Consider the following 18,266-nt stretch of genomic DNA (forward strand, 5'->3'; position numbering starts at 1 on the left):
CCGATCGTGACGATGTCCATCGAAGGCAGGATCGCCGAGGAGCTCGGCGTACGGGAGCGGCAGGTCAAGGCCGCCGTCGAGCTGCTCGACGGCGGCTCCACCGTGCCGTTCATCGCGCGCTACCGCAAGGAAGCGACCGAGATGCTCGACGACGCCCAGCTGCGCACCCTGGAGGAGCGGCTGCGCTATCTGCGTGAGCTGGAGGATCGGCGCGCGGCGATCCTGGACTCCGTACGGGAGCAGGGCAAGCTCGACGCCGAGTTGGAGGCCCGGATCAACGCGGCCGACACCAAGGCCCGACTGGAGGACATCTACCTCCCGTTCAAGCCCAAGCGGCGCACCAAGGCGCAGATCGCCCGCGAGGCCGGTCTGGAGCCGCTCGCCGACGGCCTGCTGGCGGATCCGTCGGTGGAACCGGCCGTCGCCGCGGCTGCGTTCGTGGACGCCGACAAAGGCGTCGCCGACCCGGCTGCCGCCCTGGAGGGCGCCCGCGCCATCCTCACTGAGCGGTTCGCTGAGGACGCCGACCTGATCGGCGAACTGCGCGAGCGCATGTGGGGCCGCGGCCGACTGGCCGCGAAGGTCCGCCCGGGCCAGGAGGAGTCGGGCGCCAAGTTCGCCGACTACTTCGACTTCGCCGAGCCGTTCACCGCCCTGCCCTCCCACCGCGTGCTGGCGATGCTGCGCGGCGAGAAGGAGGACGTCCTCGACCTCACCCTGGAGCCGGAGGAGCCCTCCGAGGTGCCCGGGCCGTCCTCGTACGAGGGCACCATCGCGCGCCGCTTCGGGATCACGGGCCCCTCGGCGCACAGCCGCCCCGGCGACAAGTGGCTGGCGGACACGGTCCGCTGGGCGTGGCGCACGAAGATCCAGGTGCACCTGGGGATCGACCTGCGGATGCGGCTGCGCGCCGCCGCGGAGGACGAGGCGGTACGGGTCTTCGCCGCCAACCTGCGCGATCTGCTGCTCGCGGCCCCGGCCGGCACCCGGGCCACGCTCGGCCTCGACCCGGGCTTCCGCACCGGTGTGAAGGTGGCCGTCGTGGACGCCACCGGCAAGGTCGTGGCCACGGACGTGATCTACCCGCACGTCCCGGCCAACCGGTGGGACGAGGCCCTGGCCAAGCTGGCCCGCCTCGCGAAGGAGCACGCCGTCGAGCTGATCGCCATCGGCAACGGCACGGCCTCGCGCGAGACGGACAAGCTCGCCGGCGACCTGATCACCCGCCACCCCGAGCTGAAGCTCACCAAGGTTATGGTGTCCGAGGCGGGCGCCTCCGTGTACTCGGCCTCCGCCTTCGCCTCGCAGGAACTCCCCGACATGGACGTGTCGTTGCGCGGCGCGGTCTCCATCGCCCGCCGCCTTCAGGACCCGCTCGCCGAACTCGTCAAGATCGACCCCAAGTCGATCGGCGTGGGCCAGTACCAGCACGACCTGTCCGAGGTGAAGCTCTCCCGTTCGTTGGACGCGGTGGTCGAGGACTGTGTGAACGGCGTCGGGGTGGACGTCAACACCGCCTCCGCGCCGCTGCTCTCGCGCGTGTCGGGCATCAGCGGGGGCCTCGCCGAGAACATCGTGGCCCACCGCGACGCCAACGGCCCGTTCCGCAGCCGCAAGGCGCTCAAGGACGTGTCCCGGCTGGGTCCGAAGGCGTACGAGCAGTGCGCGGGCTTCCTGCGGATCCGCGGCGGGGACGACCCGCTGGACTTCTCCAGCGTGCACCCCGAGGCCTACCCGGTGGTCCGGGGCATGGCCAAGACGGCCGGCAGCGAGGTGGCCTCCCTGATCGGCAACACCGCGGTGCTGCGCTCGCTGCGGCCGGAGCAGTTCGTCACCGAGGCCTTCGGCCTACCGACCGTGACGGACATCCTGCGCGAGCTGGAGAAGCCGGGCCGCGACCCGCGGCCCGCCTTCAAGACGGCCACCTTCAAGGAGGGCGTCGAGAAGATCGCCGACCTGACCCCCGGGATGATCCTGGAGGGTGTGGTCACCAACGTGGCCGCCTTCGGCGCCTTCATCGACATCGGCGTCCACCAGGACGGGCTGGCCCACGTCTCCGCGCTGTCCAAGAACTTCGTCAAGGACCCGCGGGACGTGGTCAAGCCGGGCGACATCGTCCGCGTGAAGGTCATGGACGTGGACATCCCGCGCAAGCGGATCTCGTTGACCCTGCGGCTGGAGGACGAGGCCGACCGTTCGGCGGGCGCGCCCAGGCAGCGCGAGGAGCGGCAGGACCGGCGCGGCGGCCGTCCCCCGCAGCAGCGCGGAGGCGGCCAGAGCGGTCAGGCTGCTCAGAGCGGTCAGAGCGGTCAGGGCGCTCAGAGCCGGGGCCAGGGCGGCGGTGGCCGGCGCCAGGGCGGCCAGGGCGGCAGCGGTGGCCAGGCCCCGGCCAACAGTGCGATGGCGGACGCCTTGCGCCGGGCCGGTCTCACCGGTGGCCCCGAGGAACGCCGCAAGCGGTAGGCCGCGAGGAGGCGGCTCCCTCGGCGCCGGCCGTGGGGAGCCGCCGATTCCAATGCGGGTCGTCAGATCCGGTTCCCGCCGGGGCGGGGAGCCGGGAGCGGCCGTAGCGTCGAGGGGTCCGGGGGTGGCTTGTAGCCACCGGCATATGCCGGGGTGTGTTCGGGTTGGCCGAATAGGTACCGCGCGCGGGGACTTGCCTTGCGGATTCCCGTACAAGATCTGTAGGCATGGTGGAACGCCCGTTCGTCAGCTGGCGAGCGGGCTTCCGCTTCCCCTCAGGACCGCACTCCCAGAGGCCGCCTTGAAGGCACAGGACGTCATGCCCATGCCCGCTCACGCCTATCGACGCTGCCCGCGAAAGGGTCCGAAGAGGGATCACATGCTCCACTCGCAACTCAGCCTCCGTAAAAGGTGCGAGAAGATTCTCGGCCATCTGGATCTGACCCATCCGTTCTCCCTCGATGGGTTGTGCAACCGGATCGCCGATCAGCGCGGCCGGCCCATCCGCCTCCACCCGCTCCCCAAGGAAGCGGCGGAGTCCGGGGTCTGCGGCCTGTGGGTGGGCACCGCCACCGTCGACTACGTCTTCTACGAGGCCCAGACCACCCCGCTCCACCGCGAGCACATCGTGCTCCACGAGCTCGGCCACATCCTGTTCGGCCACCACTCGCTGGAGGGCGAGGACACCGACGGGCACGCCCCGGTCGTCCTCGGACGCACCAACTACACCACCAGCCAGGAGCAGGAGGCGGAGATGCTCGCCAGCATGATCCGCATCCGCACGTCGAGCAGCTGCCCGCAGTCGGCCACCGCGCCCCGCGGCACCCTTGCCTGGCTGGAGTCCGCCATGGGCTACAGGCGTGGCGGTCATGGCCACTGAGCTCACCGCGGTCGGCGACTGGCTCGCCGTGCCCAGCGTGGTCTGCCTGTGGATCGCGGTCCTGCTGCGCGCCCCGGCCGCCCTGCGCTCCCCGCAGCAGCGCGGCCTGTGGCTGGCCGTCGCCACCGCTGCCGCCGCCATGACCCTCAACCTCCCCGACGTCGTCACGTACGCGACGCGCGACCCGGACTACGCGCACGCCGTCGCCCTCGTCCGCAACCTCATCGGCGTACTGTCCGCGGGCACCGTGCTCTACTTCGTGGCAGCCGCCACCCGCGGCCGCACCCTCCAACTCGCCGCCTGGACGGGGACGGCGGCCTGGCTGACCATCCTCCTGGTGCTGGACATGGCCGTACCCGGGCACGGCGCGCACACCATCCCGCCGCACGGCGATCCGGTGCCCTCCCTCGCGTACTGGCTGTTTCTCATCTCCGCGCACCTCCTCGCCAACGTCACCTGCGTCTCGCTGTGTTGGCGCTACAGCCGCCGCACCGACAGCCGCGGCCTCGCCGCCGGACTGCGGCTGTTCGGCCTCGGTACCGCGCTCGCCGGCCTGTTCTGGTTCGTTTACCTGCTCAAGGCCCTCTTCGGCAGCACCTGGGCGATGCCCGCGCTGCCGCTGATGATGAACCTGCACGGGCTGCTGCGCGCCGCGGCGATCCTCGTGCCGACCCTGTTCACCGTGCGCCGGTCCACTGCCGACATCGCCACCGCCTGGCGGTTGTGGCCGCTCTGGCACGACCTGGTCCAGGCCGTTCCGCACGTCGCCCTGACCAAGCCGCGGGCGGGCCGGGTCGTGGAGCTGCTGTGGCCGCCGGTCCCGCGCAACCTGCTGGTGTACCGCAAGGTCATCGAGACCCGCGACGCGATCCTGATCCTCGGCGAGTACGTCGCCCCGGGCGTGCCGGAACTCGCCCGCAGCCACGTCACCGTGAGCGGGGTCCCCGAGCAGCGGCGCATCGCCGCCGCGCTGGCCTGCGTACTGAAGGAGGCACGGCAGGCGAAGCTCGCCGGGGCGCCCGGTTGGACGGGGGAGGCCGCGGAATGGGAACTGCCGGCCGCCATGCAGACCTCCGCCGAGGGCGGCGACCTGGACGACGAGGCCAGGTTCCTGGTCGACGTGGCCCAGGCCTACGGATCGCAGGCGACCACGGACTTCACCCTGCAACGCCCGAACGACCCGTAGGAAGTGAACCCCTCTTGACCACCGTTCTGATCACCGGGGCCAGCGCCGGACTCGGCGCTGCCTTCGCGCGCGGCTTCGCGGCCAAGGGCTGCGACCTCGTCCTCGTCGCCCGCGACAAGCAGCGCCTCGAAGCCGTGGCCCACGAGCTCGGCCGGGAGTTCGGTACCGGCTGCGAGGTACTGCCCGCCGACCTGCTGGACGAGGAGGACTGCGCGGCCGTCGCCGAGCGGCTCGCCGACCGGGACCGGCCCGTGGACATCCTGGTCAACAACGCGGGCTTCGGACTCCCCGCGCCGTTCCCGTACGCCCCGGTCGAGGACGAGGAACGGATGCTCGACCTGCTGGTCAAGGTCCCGCTGCGACTCACCCACGCCGTGCTGCCGGGACTGCGCGAACGCCGCCGGGGCGCGGTGGTGAACGTCTCCTCGGTGGCCGGACTGCTGCCGACCGGGACGTACGGGGCCGCCAAGGCCTGGGTCACCGCGTTCAGCGAGTCCCTGCGGGTGGACATGGCACCGTACGGGGTCCGGGTGCTGGCCGTGGTACCCGGATTCACCCGCACCGAGTTCCAGGCACGGGCCGGGATGGATGTCAGCGCCCTGCGTGAGGCGGTGTGGCTGGAGCCGTCGGCCGTGGTGGCCAAGGCCCTGCGGGACCTGGCCCTTCGCCGGCCGATCAGCATCACCGGCGGGCGCTACCGGGCGTACGCGCTCGCCGCGAGGCACCTGCCGCGGGACTTCGTGGCCCGCAGGATGCCCCGCAAGCGCCGCGCGCCCGCACAGTGACCCGGCCCGGCGATCCCGCGCCGCGATCCCGCGCCGTGACCCCGACGCCCGCTACAGCTCGGTGACCTTGCCGTCCGCGACCTCCAGGCGGCGGGTCACGTGCACGGCGTCCAGCATCCGGCGGTCATGCGTGACCAGCAGCAGGGTCCCCTCGTACGCCTCCAGGGCCGATTCCAGCTGCTCGATCGCCGGAAGGTCCAGGTGGTTCGTGGGCTCGTCGAGCACCAGCAGGTTCACCCCGCGGCCCTGGAGCAGCGCCAGGGCCGCCCGGGTGCGCTCGCCGGGCGACAGGGTGGCCGCCGGGCGCAGTACGTGGGCCGCCTTCAGGCCGAACTTGGCCAGCAGGGTGCGCACTTCGGCCGGCTCGGTGTCCGGGACCGCCGAGCAGAAGGCATCGAGCAGCGGCTCGCCGCCGAGGAAGAGGCCGCGCGCCTGATCCACTTCGCCGACCAGCACGCCCGAACCGAGCGTGGCCGTGCCGGAGTCCGGTGCCAGCCGGCCGAGCAGCACGGCGAGCAGGGTGGACTTTCCGGCGCCGTTGGCACCGGTGATCGCCACCCGGTCCGCCCAGTCGATCTGGAGGCTGGCCGGGCCGAAGTCGAAGTCCCCGCGCCGGACGGTCGCCTCGCGGAGGGTGGCGACCACCGAGCCGGAGCGCGGGGCCGCCGCGATCTCCATGCGCAGCTCCCACTCCTTGCGGGGCTCGTCCACCACGTCGAGCCGCTCGATGGCGCGCTGCGTCTGGCGGGCCTTGGAGGCCTGCTTCTCGCTCGCCTCGCTGCGGAACTTCTTGCCGATCTTGTCGTTGTCCGTCGCCTTGCGGCGGGCGTTCTTGACGCCCTTGTCCATCCAGCCGCGCTGCATCTGGGCCCGGCCTTCGAGCGCCGCCCGCTTGTCGGCGTACTCGTCGTACTCCTCGCGGGCGTGCGTACGGGCCCGCTCGCGCTCCTCCAGGTAGGCCTCGTAGCCACCGCCGTAGAGGTTGATCTGCTGCTGGGCCAGGTCGAGTTCGAGGACCTTGGTGACGGTCCGCGTCAGGAACTCCCGGTCGTGGCTGATCACGACCGTGCCCGCGCGCAGGCCCTTGACGAACTGCTCCAGCCGCTCCAGACCCGCCAGGTCCAGGTCATTGGTCGGCTCGTCGAGCAGGAAGACGTCGTAGCGGGAGAGCAGCAGCGAGGCGAGGCCCGCGCGGGCCGCCTGGCCACCGGACAGCGCGGTCATGGGCAGGTCGAGGCTGACGGTGAGCCCGAGTTCGTCGGCGACCTCCTGGGCCCGCTCGTCGAGGTCGGCGCCGCCGAGGTTCAGCCACTGGTCCAGCGTCGTCGCGTACGCGTCGTCCGCGCCCGGAGTTCCGTCCACCAGGCCCTGGGTCGCCGCGTCCAGCGCCGCCTGGGCGGCGGCGACTCCCGTGCGCCGAGCCAGGAACTCCCGCACGGACTCTCCCCCGGGCTCCGTCCGGTCGGTGCCTGCGTGGGTGCCGCGCGGCTCCTGCGGCAGGTGGCCGACGGCGGCGGTGGGCGGGGAGAGCCGCAGCTCACCGGTCTCGGGCGTGTCCAGGCCGGCGAGCAGCCGCAGCAGCGTGGACTTCCCGGCGCCGTTGACGCCGACCAGGCCGATGACGTCGCCGGGCGCGACGACGAGGTCGAGATCGGCGAAGAGCGTGCGCTCACCGTGCGCGGCGGTGAGGTTCTTGGCGACGAGGGTTGCAGTCATGGTCCGTCGATCCTAGCCGCGCGGCAGGTGATGGCCGTAAAGGTGGGATGGACGTCATTGCGGTCATTGCCCCAGCGTCACACCATGGGGTCATGTCGTTGCGAAACGTGCTCGTCGTCCTCTACGACGGCGTGCAGAGCCTGGACGTGACCGGGCCGGTGGAAGTGTTCGCCGGCGTCGACCGCTGCCGCGGACGGTCGGGTTCCGGGTACGTGCTCCGTACGGTCTCCCCGGGCGGAGCGCCCGTCCGGACCAGCAGCGGGCTCACCCTGGTACCGGACGGGGACCTGGAGAGCGCGAGGCCGGGGGCGGGCACCACCTTGCTGGTCCCCGGCGGCCGGTACACGGCGGACTTCGATCCGCCGCTCGTCGAATGGCTCCGGGCACACGGGGGTGGCGCGGAGCGACTGGTGTCCGTGTGCTCGGGCGGGCTGCTGCTGGCCGAGGCCGGGCTGCTGGACGGGCGGCGGGCCACCACGCACTGGTACGTGTGCGACCAGATGGCCAGGGACTACCCGAAGGTGACGGTCGAACCGGATCCGATCTACGTACGGGACGGCCGGGTGGCCACCTCGGCCGGGGTCACCGCGGGGATCGACCTCGCGCTGGCGCTGGTGGAGGAGGACCACGGGCGGGAGGTGGCGCTGACCATCGCACGCCATCTGGTGGTGTTCCTGCGCAGGCCGGGGAACCAGGCGCAGTTCAGTGCGCAACTGGCGGCGCAGACGGCGCAGCGGGATCCCTTGCGGGAGGTGCAGCAGTGGATCACGGAGCACCCGGACGCCGACCTGAGCGTGGAGTCCCTGGCGGCCAGGGCCCGGCTCTCGCCCCGGCACTTCGCACGTGCATTCCAGGCGGAGACGGGAGTGACGCCCGGGCGCTACGTGGAGCGGGTGCGGGTGGAGCACGCCCGGCGGATGCTGGAGGACACACCGCAGGGCGTGGCCCAGATCTCCCGCGCCTGCGGCTACGGCACCCCGGAGGCCCTGCGGCGGGCCTTCGTGAAGACCCTGGGCCAACCACCGGCCGAATACCGCCGCCGCTTCGGCCAAGAACGTCCTTGAGCCCTGCCGCACCACCGACGCCGGACACCGCGACCCCGAGAGCGGAGCCATCCATGACGGCCGACCCCGCCCCGCCTCGCCCCGGCGGGACCGGCCGACCCCGCCACGGACCGGCGCCGCAGGGAATCCGTGCGGGCCGTGACCACCGACGTGCCGTCCCGTCCGCGGGGCGGTGCCACGCACCACACCACCACTCCGGAGGAAACATGCAGATCGCCGTCCTGCTCTACGACCGCTTCACCGCCCTCGACGCCATCGGCCCGTTCGACACCCTCGGCCGGCTCCCGGACGCCGAGACCGTGTTCGTCGCGGAGCGCCCCGGCCCGGTACGGACCGACAACGGCTCGCTCGCCCTCGTCGCCGACAAGGCGCTCGACGAGGTGACCCGGCCCGACATCGTCCTCGTGCCCGGTGGGCCCCACCCCGAGGTGGAGATGGAGAATCCCGCCGTCCTCGACTGGCTCCGGTCCGTGGACGCCACCACCACCTGGACGACGTCGGTCTGCACCGGCTCGCTCCTGTTGGCCGCCGCCGGGTTGCTGAAGGGGCGGCGGTCCGCCGGGCACTGGCTCTACCTGGACCGGCTGCCCGCCTTCGGCGCCGAGCCCACCGGTGAGCGGGTGGTGTTCGACGGGAAGTACGTCACTGCTGCGGGGGTGTCCTCCGGCATCGACATGGGGCTCGGCCTGCTCGGTCGCATCGCGGGTGACGCGTACGCACAAACCGTCCAGCTGATGACCGAGTACGACCCCCAGCCGCCCTACGATGCCGGTTCGCCGGACAAGGCCCCGGCGGACATCGTCGCGCGCCTGCGCGCGCTCAACCCTGCGCCGTCCAGGTGAACGACGGCGTACGGCGTTCCAGGAACGCGGCGACTCCCTCCGCGGCGTCGCCGCTGCCGGCCGCCTGCTCGGCCCAGTGCGCGTCACGGTCGGTCCGCCCGTCCGCGAACTCCTTCGCCGCCGCCTGCGTCAGCTGCGAGCGGCTCGCGAGGATCCGGGCGAAGTCCGCCACGCGCTTGTCCAGTTGTCCGGCCGGCAGCAGCTCGTTCAGGAAGCCCGCCCGCAGTGCGTGCTCCGTGTCGATCAACTCTGCCGAGAAGAGGAGGTACTTGGCAACGGCCGGGCCGACCAGGGTGGTCAACCGGCGCGTCGACGAAGCGGAGTAGACGATGCCCAGCTTGGCCGGGGTCACCCCGAACGACGCCCCCTCCTCCGCGAAGCGCAGGTCGCAGGCCGCCGCGAGCTGGCTGCCCCCGCCGACGCAGAACCCGCGGATCGCCGCGAGGGTCGGCTTCGGGAAGGCGGCCACGGCCTCCTCCGCCGTGACGGACAACGCCCGCAGGTCCTCGTCCCCGCCCAGCGAGGAGATGTCGGCCCCCGCGCAGAAGGTCGGTCCGGCCCCGGTGAGGACGAGCACCCGGACGGTCGGGTCGGCCGCCAGGCCGGCCAGCAGGTCCGGGAGGGCGCGCCACATCGGCGCCGTCATGGCGTTGCGCTTGGCGGGGTGCGAGATGACGACCGTGGCGACCCCGTCGGCGACGGTGTGCAGGAGGGCCGGTTCCTGGGCTGCGTCCATGCGTCGGATGCTATCCCGGTCGGCCGATCCGATGATCGGTGGAGTCCGGTTCCTCGTAGGGCCGGCGCATTGCGGGCTTGGTCAGGCAAGACGGGCCGCAGGAGGGCCCGGTCGTCGCGGGCGGTGCGCGCCCGACCGCCGCGAAACGACCTGCAGAAGACCAGGAACAGTCGCACAACTGACGCCGGCATACGCCAGCGGTCGGAAAGCGTCTGATTGGCGCTGATTTCTGGTCAGCGGTCCGGTCCGGATCGGCCCGTTCCCCACTCTTGTCGCGTGGAGACGATCGAGCGTGAAGACGGGGGCCGGAAGATGGATCTCAGCGGGAGCGTCCCGCCTGCCAAGGAGGGCGAGCCGGAGGCTCCGGCCGACCCCCTCGCGTACGAAGGCGTGTGGCGGTTCACCGTTCCCGCTGTAGAAGAATCCGTTCCGCAGGCCCGCCGGGCCGTCCGCGACCTACTCGGTCGCCAGGGCGTCCCGGCACACCGGGACCTCGTGTACTCCCTGCTCCTGATCGTCTCCGAGCTGGTGACGAACTCGGTCCGGCACGCGGCCCTGCTCTCGCCGGAGGTCGCGGTCGAGGTCGCCATCGGCCGCGCCTGGGTACGGGTGGCCGTCGAGGACAACCACCCGTACCGGCCCAAGGCGTTGGAGGCGGACTTCGGCCAGACCGGCGGCCGGGGCCTGCTGCTGGTGCGCGAGATCACCCGGGAGTCAGGCGGGGTCTGCGACGTCGAGCACACCTCGACGGGCGGCAAGGTCATCTGGGCGGCCCTGCCGCTCACCGCACCCACGGCGCCGACCCCCGCGTCCTGAACGGCGTACGGGCTCGTACGGGCTACCAGCCCGCGGCGTCACCGGTCAGCTCGCGGATCGCGGGCCGGGCCGCGTCCAGCACGGTCATGAACCAGGCCGAGAACGGCGCCTCGGCGTGCCGCTTGGCCAGCTCCTCGGCGGTGACGAAGGCGGTGTCGCCGACCTCCTCCGGATCCGGCCGCAGCCGCGCCTGTGCGAGTCCCACGAACAGGTGGTTGTACTCCTGCTCCACCAGACCCGACGCGGGGTCGGGGTGGTTGTAACGGACGGTCCCGGCCTCCGCGAGCAGCGAGGGCGACAGACCCAGCTCCTCGTGGGTCCGTCGGGCCGCCGCCGCGAACGGCGACTCCCCGGGGTAGGGGTGGCCGCAGCAGGTGTTCGACCAGACGCCGGGGGAGTGGTACTTCCCCAGGGCCCGCCGCTGGAGCAACAGGCGGCCCTGCTCGTCGAAGAGGAACACGGAGAAGGCCCGGTGCAACAGACCGGGCGCCTGATGGGCGGAGAGCTTCTCCGCCGTACCGATGGTGTTGCCGGACTCGTCGACCAGTTCGAGCATGATCGGTTCTTGAGTGCCGGTGCCGGGGGACGCACTGTTCGCGGCGGTGGCTGGTGTGGTCGGCATACCCATCCTTCGCTTCGGACTTCGGCCTTCAGTCTGCCGTACAAAAGAGGCTTGTCCCCACTTCGGTGATCCGCGCATGTCTGCCCCGCACCGCGTGATAGGCGGTGCGGGGCAGACCAAGTGCGCCGGCGGACCCGGATCAGACCCCGAAGGGGGCCGGATACGTGATCGTGCCCCGCGGAACGGGTACCGAATCGTCCAGCACCAGCGCCATCAGCGCCTCGTCGGGTACCTCGAAGGGTGCCCGGATACCGAACCGCGAGGCCGCAACGAAGCCGAAGCGCGGGTAGTACGCCGGATGCCCGAGGACCAGTACCAGCGCCTCCCCCTGTGCACGGGCCGCCGCGAGCAGCGCCCGTACGACCGAACTGCCGGCGCCCGAGCGGTGGAGCGCGGGCCGGGCCGCCACCGGGGCCAGGGCGAGTGCCGGGACCCCGTCGACCGTGCACCGGGTCAGCAGGGCGTGCGCCGCCACCGTCCCGTCCGGGCCCTCGGCCACGTACGACAACCCCGGCAGCCAGGAGGCGTCCGTGCGCAGGGCGTCCACGAGGTCCGCCTCCAGCGCGGTCCCGAACGCCGCGAGGTTGACGTCCCGTACGGCGGACCCGTCGGCCGCGGTCTCGGGCCGGGTCGGCCACCGGCCGTCGTCGCCGGCGGTCACGGGCTGCAGGACGTAGCCCGTGTACCCGTACTCGTGTCCGTGCCGCGCCCGTACGTCGAGTTCCTCGCGTACGGAAGCCAGCGCGGCCGCAGCCGCGGACCCGGGATCGGCCGGGGCTGCTTGGGCCACCCGCTCGCCGAGCGGGCCGTAGTACGCGGCCCAGTCGGAGTCCGGCTGGTGGTGCACGCCCAGCACCCGGTACCCGGCGGCCTGGGCCGCCGCGAGGTTGCGGGCGGTGGTGCGCAGCGCGTACTGCGGGTCCCAGAAGGCGCGGGCCCCGGCGGACGGCTCCGCGACGGTCCACTCGCATTCGGTGAGCACGAGTGTGCCGCCGGGCGCGAGGAGCCTCTTCCACTGCGCGAGCGCGGTGTCGAAGCCGATGCAGTAGGCCGAGCCCTCCGCCCAGACGAGGTCGAAGGAACCGTCCTCGTAGGGGAGCGCGCCCATGTCCGCCCTGACGGGGTGGACGCGGTCGGTGAGACCGCGGGCCGCGGCGGCCGAGCGGAGCTCGTCGAGGAAGCCGTCGTACAGGTCGACGGCGGTCACCTCGGCGCCGTGCGCGCCCGCCTCCGCGGCGAGCAGCAGTGCGCTGCGGCCGGGGCCGCAGCCCAGGTCGAGGGCGCGCGGCCGCTCGGGCAGCGGTCCGCACAGGGACAGCAGGTGGCGGGTGCTCGCGTCGGAGCCGGGGGACTGCCGGGGCAGGCCGCGGTGCAGCGTGAAGAAGGCGTCGACGAAGTCGGCGCGGGTGAGGTCGGTGGTGCCGGTGTCGTCGGTGGCGCCGTTGTTGTCGGTCTCACCAGTGATGTCGGTCAACGTGAACCCTTGGAACGGGGGCGCCGGCCGATCCCGGGGCACCCAGCGGTGGCTGGGGCGGATCGGTGTGTTCAGGCCCGGCCGGACGCCCGGAGGAAGGTGGGGATGGACCGGAGTTCGCCGCGCTCGGCAGCGACCACTGCGACGGTCATCAACCCACCTCCTGCTCGCTCAACAGTTCCGACGGTTCGGTACGGCGTTTCACCTTAACATCCAGGTGGTTTGTGGTACCCCGCGTGATCGTCAATGATGATCGCGCCAGGGCCCGAAGCCCCGGAGTATTCGGCTCATCGGGGAGCAAACGGCTGGTGAACCCCGGCTTCCATCCATCCGATAGCCTCTGCCGACGTGCCGCCGCCCCACGCGGCGCCCGTCCCGCGTTCGCTGCAAGGAGTGAGTTCGTCTGTCGACCGTCATCCTCACCGGCCTGCCGGTCCCCGGATCACCGCTCACGGACGAGCTGCGCTCCCTCGGCTTCGACGTCCGCTCCGCCTCCGGGGCTGAAGACGCCGCCGCGGTGCTGGCCGGCGTGCCCGCCGACCAGCGGGTCGCCGTCGTCGACAGCGCCTTCGTCGGGCACGTCCACGCGCTGCGGCTCGCGCTGACCGACCCGCGCTTCGACGCGTGCGCCGTCACCGGTGCCTTCGCCGTCCAGCCGGCCGCCCGCGCCGCCCTCGATCAAGCCGCCGCGCTCCCGGTCCAGGGAGCCGGCCCGTACCCGGACCGGCTCGCCGCCGCCGTCGAGGCCGCCGGGACCACGGTCCAGCGGCCCGAGCTCGGCACCCTGGTCGCGGCCGTCCCCGCCGATGGTGCGGAGCGCGAGGCCGCGACCGCAGCCGTCGCCGCCGTGGACGACGAGGCCGTGCGCCTGCGCACCGCGGTGAAGTCCCGCGACGGCTTCTTCACGACCTTCTTCATCAGCCCGTACTCGCGCTACATCGCACGCTGGTGTGCGCGCCGCGGCCTGACCCCCAACCAGGTCACCACCGCCTCGCTGGTCACCGCGCTGATCGCGGCCGGCTGCGCCGCCACCGGTGAGCGCTGGGGCTACGTCGCCGCCGGAGTGCTCCTCCTCGTCTCCTTCGTACTGGACTGCACCGACGGGCAGCTCGCCCGCTACTCGCTCCAGTACTCCACGATGGGTGCCTGGCTCGACGCGACCTTCGACCGTGCGAAGGAGTACTCCTTCTACGCGGGCCTCGCCCTCGGCGCCGCCCGCAACGGCGACGACGTGTGGGGCCTGGCCCTCGGCGCCATGATCTTGATGACCTGTCGCCACGTCGTGGACTTCTCCTTCAACGAGGCCAACCACGACGCGACCGCCAACACCAGCCCCACGGCCGCCCTCTCCGACAAGCTCGACAGTGTCGGATGGACGGTCTGGGTCCGGCGGATGATCATCCTGCCGATCGGTGAGCGCTGGGCCATGATCGCGGTGCTGACCGCCACGACCAACCCCCGGATCGTCTTCTACGCCCTCCTCATCGGCTGCGCCTTCGGCGCGCTCTACACCACCGCCGGAAGGGTGCTGCGCTCGCTGACCCGCAAGGCCGAGCGGACCGACCGTGCCGCCCGCGCCCTGGCCGACCTCGCCGACTCGGGACCGCTGGCCGAGGTCGCGGGCCGCCTCCTGGGCCGGCTGGCCCCCGGCGCCGGGATCGCCGCGGCCGTGATCGGCTCGGTGGCCCTGCTGTGGACGGCGGGTGCGTACGGGTTCGGTGCCCCCCAGGTGATCGTCGCCGCCGTCTTCTACGCACTGCTCGCCGGAGCGGCCGTCGCCCGTCCCCTCAAGGGAGCCCTCGACTGGTTGGTTCCGCCGGTCTTCCGGGCGGCCGAGTACACCACCGTGCTGGTCCTGGCCGTCAAGGCGGACGTCCCCGGGGCCCTTCCGGCGGCATTCGGACTGGTCGCGGCGGTCGCCTACCATCACTACGACACGGTGTACCGCATCCGCGGTGGCACCGGCGCGCCCCCGCACTGGCTGGTGCGGACGATCGGCGGTCACGAAGGCCGGGTACTGCTGACCGCGGTCCTGGCCTCCGTCCTGGCGACGCGCGCTACGGACTACCCCGTCGCGCTCACGGCCCTGGCCGTGTTCGTGGCACTCGTGGTGCTTGTGGAGAGCATCCGCTTCTGGGTCTCCTCCGGGGCACCCGCCGTACATGACGAAGGAGAACCAGCATGATCGGCCTTGTACTCGCTGCCGGTGCCGGACGCCGCCTGCGTCCCTACACCGACACCCTGCCCAAGGCCCTCGTGCCCGTCGGCCCCGAAGGCGACGAGGAGAGCCTGACGGTCCTGGACCTCACCCTCGGCAACTTCGCCGCGGTCGGCCTCACCGAGGTCGCGATCGTCGTCGGCTACCGCAAGGAGGCCGTCTACGAGCGCCGGGAGGCCCTGGAGGCCAAGTACGGCGTCAAGATCACGCTGATCGACAACGACAAGGCCGAGGAGTGGAACAACGCCTACTCCCTCTGGTGCGCCCGTGAGGTCCTGAAGCAGGGTGTGATCCTCGCCAACGGCGACACCGTCCACCCGGTCTCCGTCGAGCGGACCCTGCTCGACGCCCGCGGCAACGGCCAGAAGATCATCCTCGCGCTGGACACGGTCAAGAGCCTGGCCGACGAGGAGATGAAGGTCGTCGTGGACGGCGCACGGGGCGTCCAGAAGATCACCAAGCTCATGGAGCCGTCCGACGCCACCGGCGAGTACATCGGCGTCACTCTCATCGAGCCCGCCGCCGCCGAGGCCCTGGCCGACGCGCTGAAGAGCACCTTCGAGCGCGACCCCGACCTCTACTACGAGGACGGCTACCAGCACCTCGTCAACGAAGGCTTCGTCATCGACGTGGCCCCCATCGGTGACGTCAAGTGGGTCGAGATCGACAACCACGACGACCTCGCCAAGGGCCGGACGATCGCATGCCAGTACTGACGAGGCTCATCCCCTCCCCGGTCGTCGTCGACATCAGCCGCGGCGCCATGGACGACCTGGCCGGCCTCCTGGCCGACCAGCGCGTCTCGGCCTCCGGCAAGCTGGCGATCGCGATCAGCGGGGGCTCCGGCCAGGTGCTGCGCGCCAAGCTGGAGCCCGTCCTGCCGCACGCCGACTGGTACCCGGTCGTCGACGGCACCATCGACTCCGCCGTCAAACTGGCCGACGACATAAAGGGCCGCCGCTACGACGCCGTCGTGGGCCTGGGCGGTGGCAAGATCATCGACGTGGCGAAGTACGCCGCGGCGCGGGTCGGCCTGCCCATGGTGGCCGTCGCCACCAACCTCTCGCACGACGGCATCTGCTCGCCCGTCGCGACCCTCGACAACGACAACGGCCGCGGCTCCTACGGCGTGCCCACGCCGATCGCGATGGTCGTCGACCTCGACGTGATCAAGGAGGCGCCGGTCCGGTTCGTCCGCGCCGGCATCGGCGACGCGCTCTCGAACATCTCGGCCATCGCCGACTGGGAGCTCTCGCGGGACCACACCGGGGAAACGGTCGACGGCCTGGCCGCCGCCATGGCCCGTACGGCCGGCGAAGCCGTGCTGCGCCACCCCGGCGGCTGCGGCGACGACGAGTTCCTCACCGTCCTCGCCGAGTCCCTGGTCCTCACCGGCATCGCCATGTCGATCAGCGGGGACACCCGCCCCGCCTCCGGCGCCTGCCACGAGATCAGCCACGCCTTCGACCTGCTGCACCCCGGGCGCTCCGCGCTCCACGGCGAGCAGGTCGGCCTCGGGGCCGCCTTCGCCATGCACCTGCGCGGCGCCGAGGAGCAGTCCGGGCTGTTCGCCCAGGTGCTGCGCCGCCACGGGATGCCCGTGCTGCCCACGGAGATCGGGTTCAGCGTGGACGAGTTCGTCGCGGCCGTCGAGTACGCCCCCCAGACCCGTCCGGGACGCTTCACGATCCTGGAGCACCTCAATCTGTCCGCAGCCGAGATCAGGGACGCTTACGCCGACTATGCCAAGACCATCCGTAGCTGAACTCCGGCCCGTCGTTCACCCGGCGGGCGTCAAGGACCGGCGCAGCGGCGAACACTGGGGCGGCCGCCTGTACATGCGCGAGATCTCCCTGCGCATCACCCGCGTCCTGGTCAACACCAAGGTCACGCCCAACCAGCTGACCTACCTGATGACCCTCGCCGGCGTCCTCGCCGCCCCGGCCCTGCTGGTGCCGGGCATCTGGGGTGCCGTCCTCGGCGTCGTGATGGTCCAGCTCTACCTGCTGCTCGACTGTGTGGACGGCGAGGTCGCCCGCTGGAACAAGCAGTTCTCGCTGTCCGGGGTGTACCTGGACCGCGTCGGCGCCTACCTGTGCGACGCGGCGGTCCTGGTGGGCTTCGGCCTGCGCGCCTCGGACCTGTGGGGCAGCGGGCGCATCGACTGGCTGTGGGCCTTCCTGGGCACCCTTGCGGCGCTCGGCGCGATCCTCATCAAGGCCGAGACCGACCTGGTCGGCGTCGCCCGCCACCAGGGCGGCCTGCCGCCCGTCAAGGAGTCGGCGGCCGAACCGCGTTCCTCCGGCATGGCGCTCGCCCGTCGGGCCGCCGCCGCGCTGAAGTTCCACCGCCTCGTCCTCGGCATCGAGGCGTCCCTGCTCATCCTGGTGCTGGCCATCGCGGACCAGGTCCGCGGCGACCTGTTCTACTCGCGGGTCGGTGTCGCCGTCCTGGCCGGCATAGCGCTGCTCCAGACGGTGCTGCACCTGGTGTCGATCCTGGCGTCGAGCAGGCTCAAGTGACGACGCCGATGCGGCTGGGCGCCGTGATCATCACCATGGGCAACCGCCCCGACGAGCTGAAGGCGCTGCTCGATTCCGTGGCCCGCCAGGACGGTGACCCCATCGAGGTCGTCGTCGTCGGGCAGGGGGTGGAGGTGACCGGCCTCCCCGAAGGTGTGCGCACCGTCACCCTGCCCGAGAACCTGGGCATCCCCGGCGGGCGCAACATCGGCATCGAGTCCTTCGGGCCCGGCGGCAGCGAAGTGGACGCTCTGCTCTTCCTCGACGACGACGGGCTGCTGGAGCGCACCGACACCGCTGAGCTGTGCCGGCAGGCCTTCGCCGAGGACCCGAAGCTCGGGATCATCAGCTTCCGGATCGCCGATCCGGAATCCGGCGAGACCCAGCGTCGGCACGTGCCCCGGCTGCGCGCCTCGGACCCCATGCGCTCCTCCCGCGTGACCACGTTCCTGGGGGGCGCCAACGCCGTCCGCACGGCCGTGTTCGGGCAGGTCGGACCGCTGCCGGGGGAGTTCTTCTACGCGCACGAGGAAACCGATCTGGCCTGGCGGGCGCTCGACGCGGGGTGGCTGATCGACTACCGGGCGGACATGGTGCTGCTGCATCCGACGACCGCCCCCTCCCGGCACGCGGTCTACCACCGTATGGTTGCCCGTAACCGGGTGTGGCTCGCCCGCCGTAACCTGCCCGCTCCACTGGTGCCGGTCTACGTGGGCGTCTGGCTCCTGCTGACGCTGCTGCGCAGACCCTCCGCGCCGGCGTTGAAGGCTTGGTTCGGTGGGTTCAAGGAGGGATGGACCACCCCCTGCGGTCCCCGGCGCCCCATGAAGTGGCGTACGGTCTGGCGGCTGACCCGGCTGGGCCGACCGCCTGTCATCTGACACGCTCGCGTCTGAGAACATGGCGCGGTCACGGGTCGAGCGGTCCAGGCCCGATGCCACC

At 72.0% G+C, this 18,266-nt stretch carries 16 protein-coding genes; 12 read left to right on the forward strand and 4 right to left on the reverse strand.

Annotated features, from left to right (window positions below; genetic code table 11):
• Positions 1-6: 6 nt before the first annotated feature.
• The 4 genes from ABZZ20_RS21915 (at position 7) to ABZZ20_RS21930 (ending at position 5,314) form a co-directional block, all read left to right on the forward strand.
• A complete protein-coding gene (locus tag ABZZ20_RS21915; RefSeq protein ID WP_356871981.1) occupies positions 7-2,463 on the forward strand; it encodes a Tex family protein in 2,457 nt (818 codons plus the stop codon).
• A gap of 379 nt (positions 2,464-2,842) precedes the next feature.
• Positions 2,843-3,343 (forward strand): hypothetical protein, encoded by a 501-nt coding sequence (locus ABZZ20_RS21920; RefSeq protein WP_356871983.1) that lies wholly within the window; start codon positions 2,843-2,845, stop codon positions 3,341-3,343.
• Positions 3,333-4,529 (forward strand): MAB_1171c family putative transporter, encoded by a 1,197-nt coding sequence (locus tag ABZZ20_RS21925; RefSeq protein WP_356871985.1) that lies wholly within the window; start codon positions 3,333-3,335, stop codon positions 4,527-4,529. Before ABZZ20_RS21920 ends, ABZZ20_RS21925 begins: the two co-directional genes overlap by 11 nt.
• A 14-nt stretch (positions 4,530-4,543) precedes the next feature.
• Positions 4,544-5,314 carry an SDR family oxidoreductase gene (locus tag ABZZ20_RS21930; protein WP_356871987.1) on the forward strand — a complete coding sequence of 257 codons (771 nt, stop codon included), beginning with the start codon at positions 4,544-4,546 and terminating at the stop codon, positions 5,312-5,314.
• Positions 5,315-5,365: 51 nt separating this feature from the next.
• On the opposite strand, the gene ABZZ20_RS21935 is transcribed toward ABZZ20_RS21930, so the two are convergent.
• Positions 5,366-7,030, reverse strand: a complete 1,665-nt coding sequence (locus ABZZ20_RS21935; RefSeq protein ID WP_356871989.1) for an ABC-F family ATP-binding cassette domain-containing protein — start codon at positions 7,028-7,030, stop codon at positions 5,366-5,368.
• 92 nt (positions 7,031-7,122) lie between these two features.
• Here ABZZ20_RS21935 and ABZZ20_RS21940 point away from each other — a divergent pair, with 92 nt between their 5' ends.
• Both ABZZ20_RS21940 and ABZZ20_RS21945 read left to right on the forward strand, forming a co-directional pair.
• Positions 7,123-8,094 (forward strand): GlxA family transcriptional regulator, encoded by a 972-nt coding sequence (locus ABZZ20_RS21940; protein WP_356871991.1) that lies wholly within the window; start codon positions 7,123-7,125, stop codon positions 8,092-8,094.
• A 206-nt stretch (positions 8,095-8,300) separates the two neighbouring features.
• Entirely contained in the window at positions 8,301-8,936 is a 636-nt protein-coding gene (locus ABZZ20_RS21945; RefSeq protein WP_356871993.1) for a DJ-1/PfpI family protein, read from the forward strand.
• Here the strand turns inward: ABZZ20_RS21945 and ABZZ20_RS21950 are convergent.
• Positions 8,914-9,672, reverse strand: a complete 759-nt coding sequence (locus ABZZ20_RS21950) for an enoyl-CoA hydratase-related protein (protein ID WP_356871995.1) — start codon at positions 9,670-9,672, stop codon at positions 8,914-8,916. The genes ABZZ20_RS21945 and ABZZ20_RS21950 overlap by 23 nt on opposite strands.
• Positions 9,673-9,984: 312 nt before the next feature.
• Between ABZZ20_RS21950 and ABZZ20_RS21955 the strand changes: the two genes are divergently transcribed.
• On the forward strand, positions 9,985-10,488 hold the full coding sequence (locus tag ABZZ20_RS21955; protein ID WP_356872135.1) for an ATP-binding protein: 504 nt from the start codon (positions 9,985-9,987) through the stop codon (positions 10,486-10,488).
• Positions 10,489-10,510: 22 nt separating this feature from the next.
• Here ABZZ20_RS21955 and idi read toward each other — a convergent pair whose 3' ends face one another.
• Both idi and ABZZ20_RS21965 read right to left on the reverse strand, forming a co-directional pair.
• Positions 10,511-11,110, reverse strand: a complete 600-nt coding sequence (idi, locus tag ABZZ20_RS21960; RefSeq protein ID WP_356871997.1) for an isopentenyl-diphosphate Delta-isomerase — start codon at positions 11,108-11,110, stop codon at positions 10,511-10,513.
• Positions 11,111-11,249: 139 nt separating this feature from the next.
• Positions 11,250-12,485, reverse strand: coding sequence for a bifunctional class I SAM-dependent methyltransferase/N-acetyltransferase (locus ABZZ20_RS21965; protein WP_356872137.1), 1,236 nt, complete (start codon positions 12,483-12,485; stop codon positions 11,250-11,252).
• A gap of 502 nt (positions 12,486-12,987) precedes the next feature.
• Between ABZZ20_RS21965 and ABZZ20_RS21970 the strand changes: the two genes are divergently transcribed.
• Genes ABZZ20_RS21970 through ABZZ20_RS21990 form a run of 5 tightly spaced genes read left to right on the forward strand, consistent with a single transcriptional unit; the run spans position 12,988 to position 18,205 of the window.
• Positions 12,988-14,769 (forward strand): DUF5941 domain-containing protein, encoded by a 1,782-nt coding sequence (locus ABZZ20_RS21970; protein ID WP_356872139.1) that lies wholly within the window; start codon positions 12,988-12,990, stop codon positions 14,767-14,769.
• Positions 14,766-15,518, forward strand: a complete 753-nt coding sequence (locus ABZZ20_RS21975; RefSeq protein ID WP_356871999.1) for a phosphocholine cytidylyltransferase family protein — start codon at positions 14,766-14,768, stop codon at positions 15,516-15,518. Before ABZZ20_RS21970 ends, ABZZ20_RS21975 begins: the two co-directional genes overlap by 4 nt.
• Entirely contained in the window at positions 15,506-16,567 is a 1,062-nt protein-coding gene (locus ABZZ20_RS21980; protein ID WP_356872001.1) for an iron-containing alcohol dehydrogenase family protein, read from the forward strand. The genes ABZZ20_RS21975 and ABZZ20_RS21980 overlap by 13 nt, the downstream gene beginning before the upstream one ends.
• The gene (locus ABZZ20_RS21985) at positions 16,545-17,324 is read left to right on the forward strand and encodes a CDP-alcohol phosphatidyltransferase family protein (protein ID WP_356872003.1); all 780 of its coding nucleotides are present in this window, start codon (positions 16,545-16,547) and stop codon (positions 17,322-17,324) included. The genes ABZZ20_RS21980 and ABZZ20_RS21985 overlap by 23 nt, the downstream gene beginning before the upstream one ends.
• Complete coding sequence (locus ABZZ20_RS21990; protein WP_356872005.1) at positions 17,321-18,205, forward strand: glycosyltransferase; 885 nt, start codon at positions 17,321-17,323, stop codon at positions 18,203-18,205. The genes ABZZ20_RS21985 and ABZZ20_RS21990 overlap by 4 nt, the downstream gene beginning before the upstream one ends.
• The last annotated feature ends 61 nt before the right edge of the window (positions 18,206-18,266 follow it).

Origin of the sequence: Streptomyces sp. NPDC006430 (genome assembly GCF_040612395.1) — a bacterium.
Classification (GTDB): domain Bacteria; phylum Actinomycetota; class Actinomycetes; order Streptomycetales; family Streptomycetaceae; genus Streptomyces.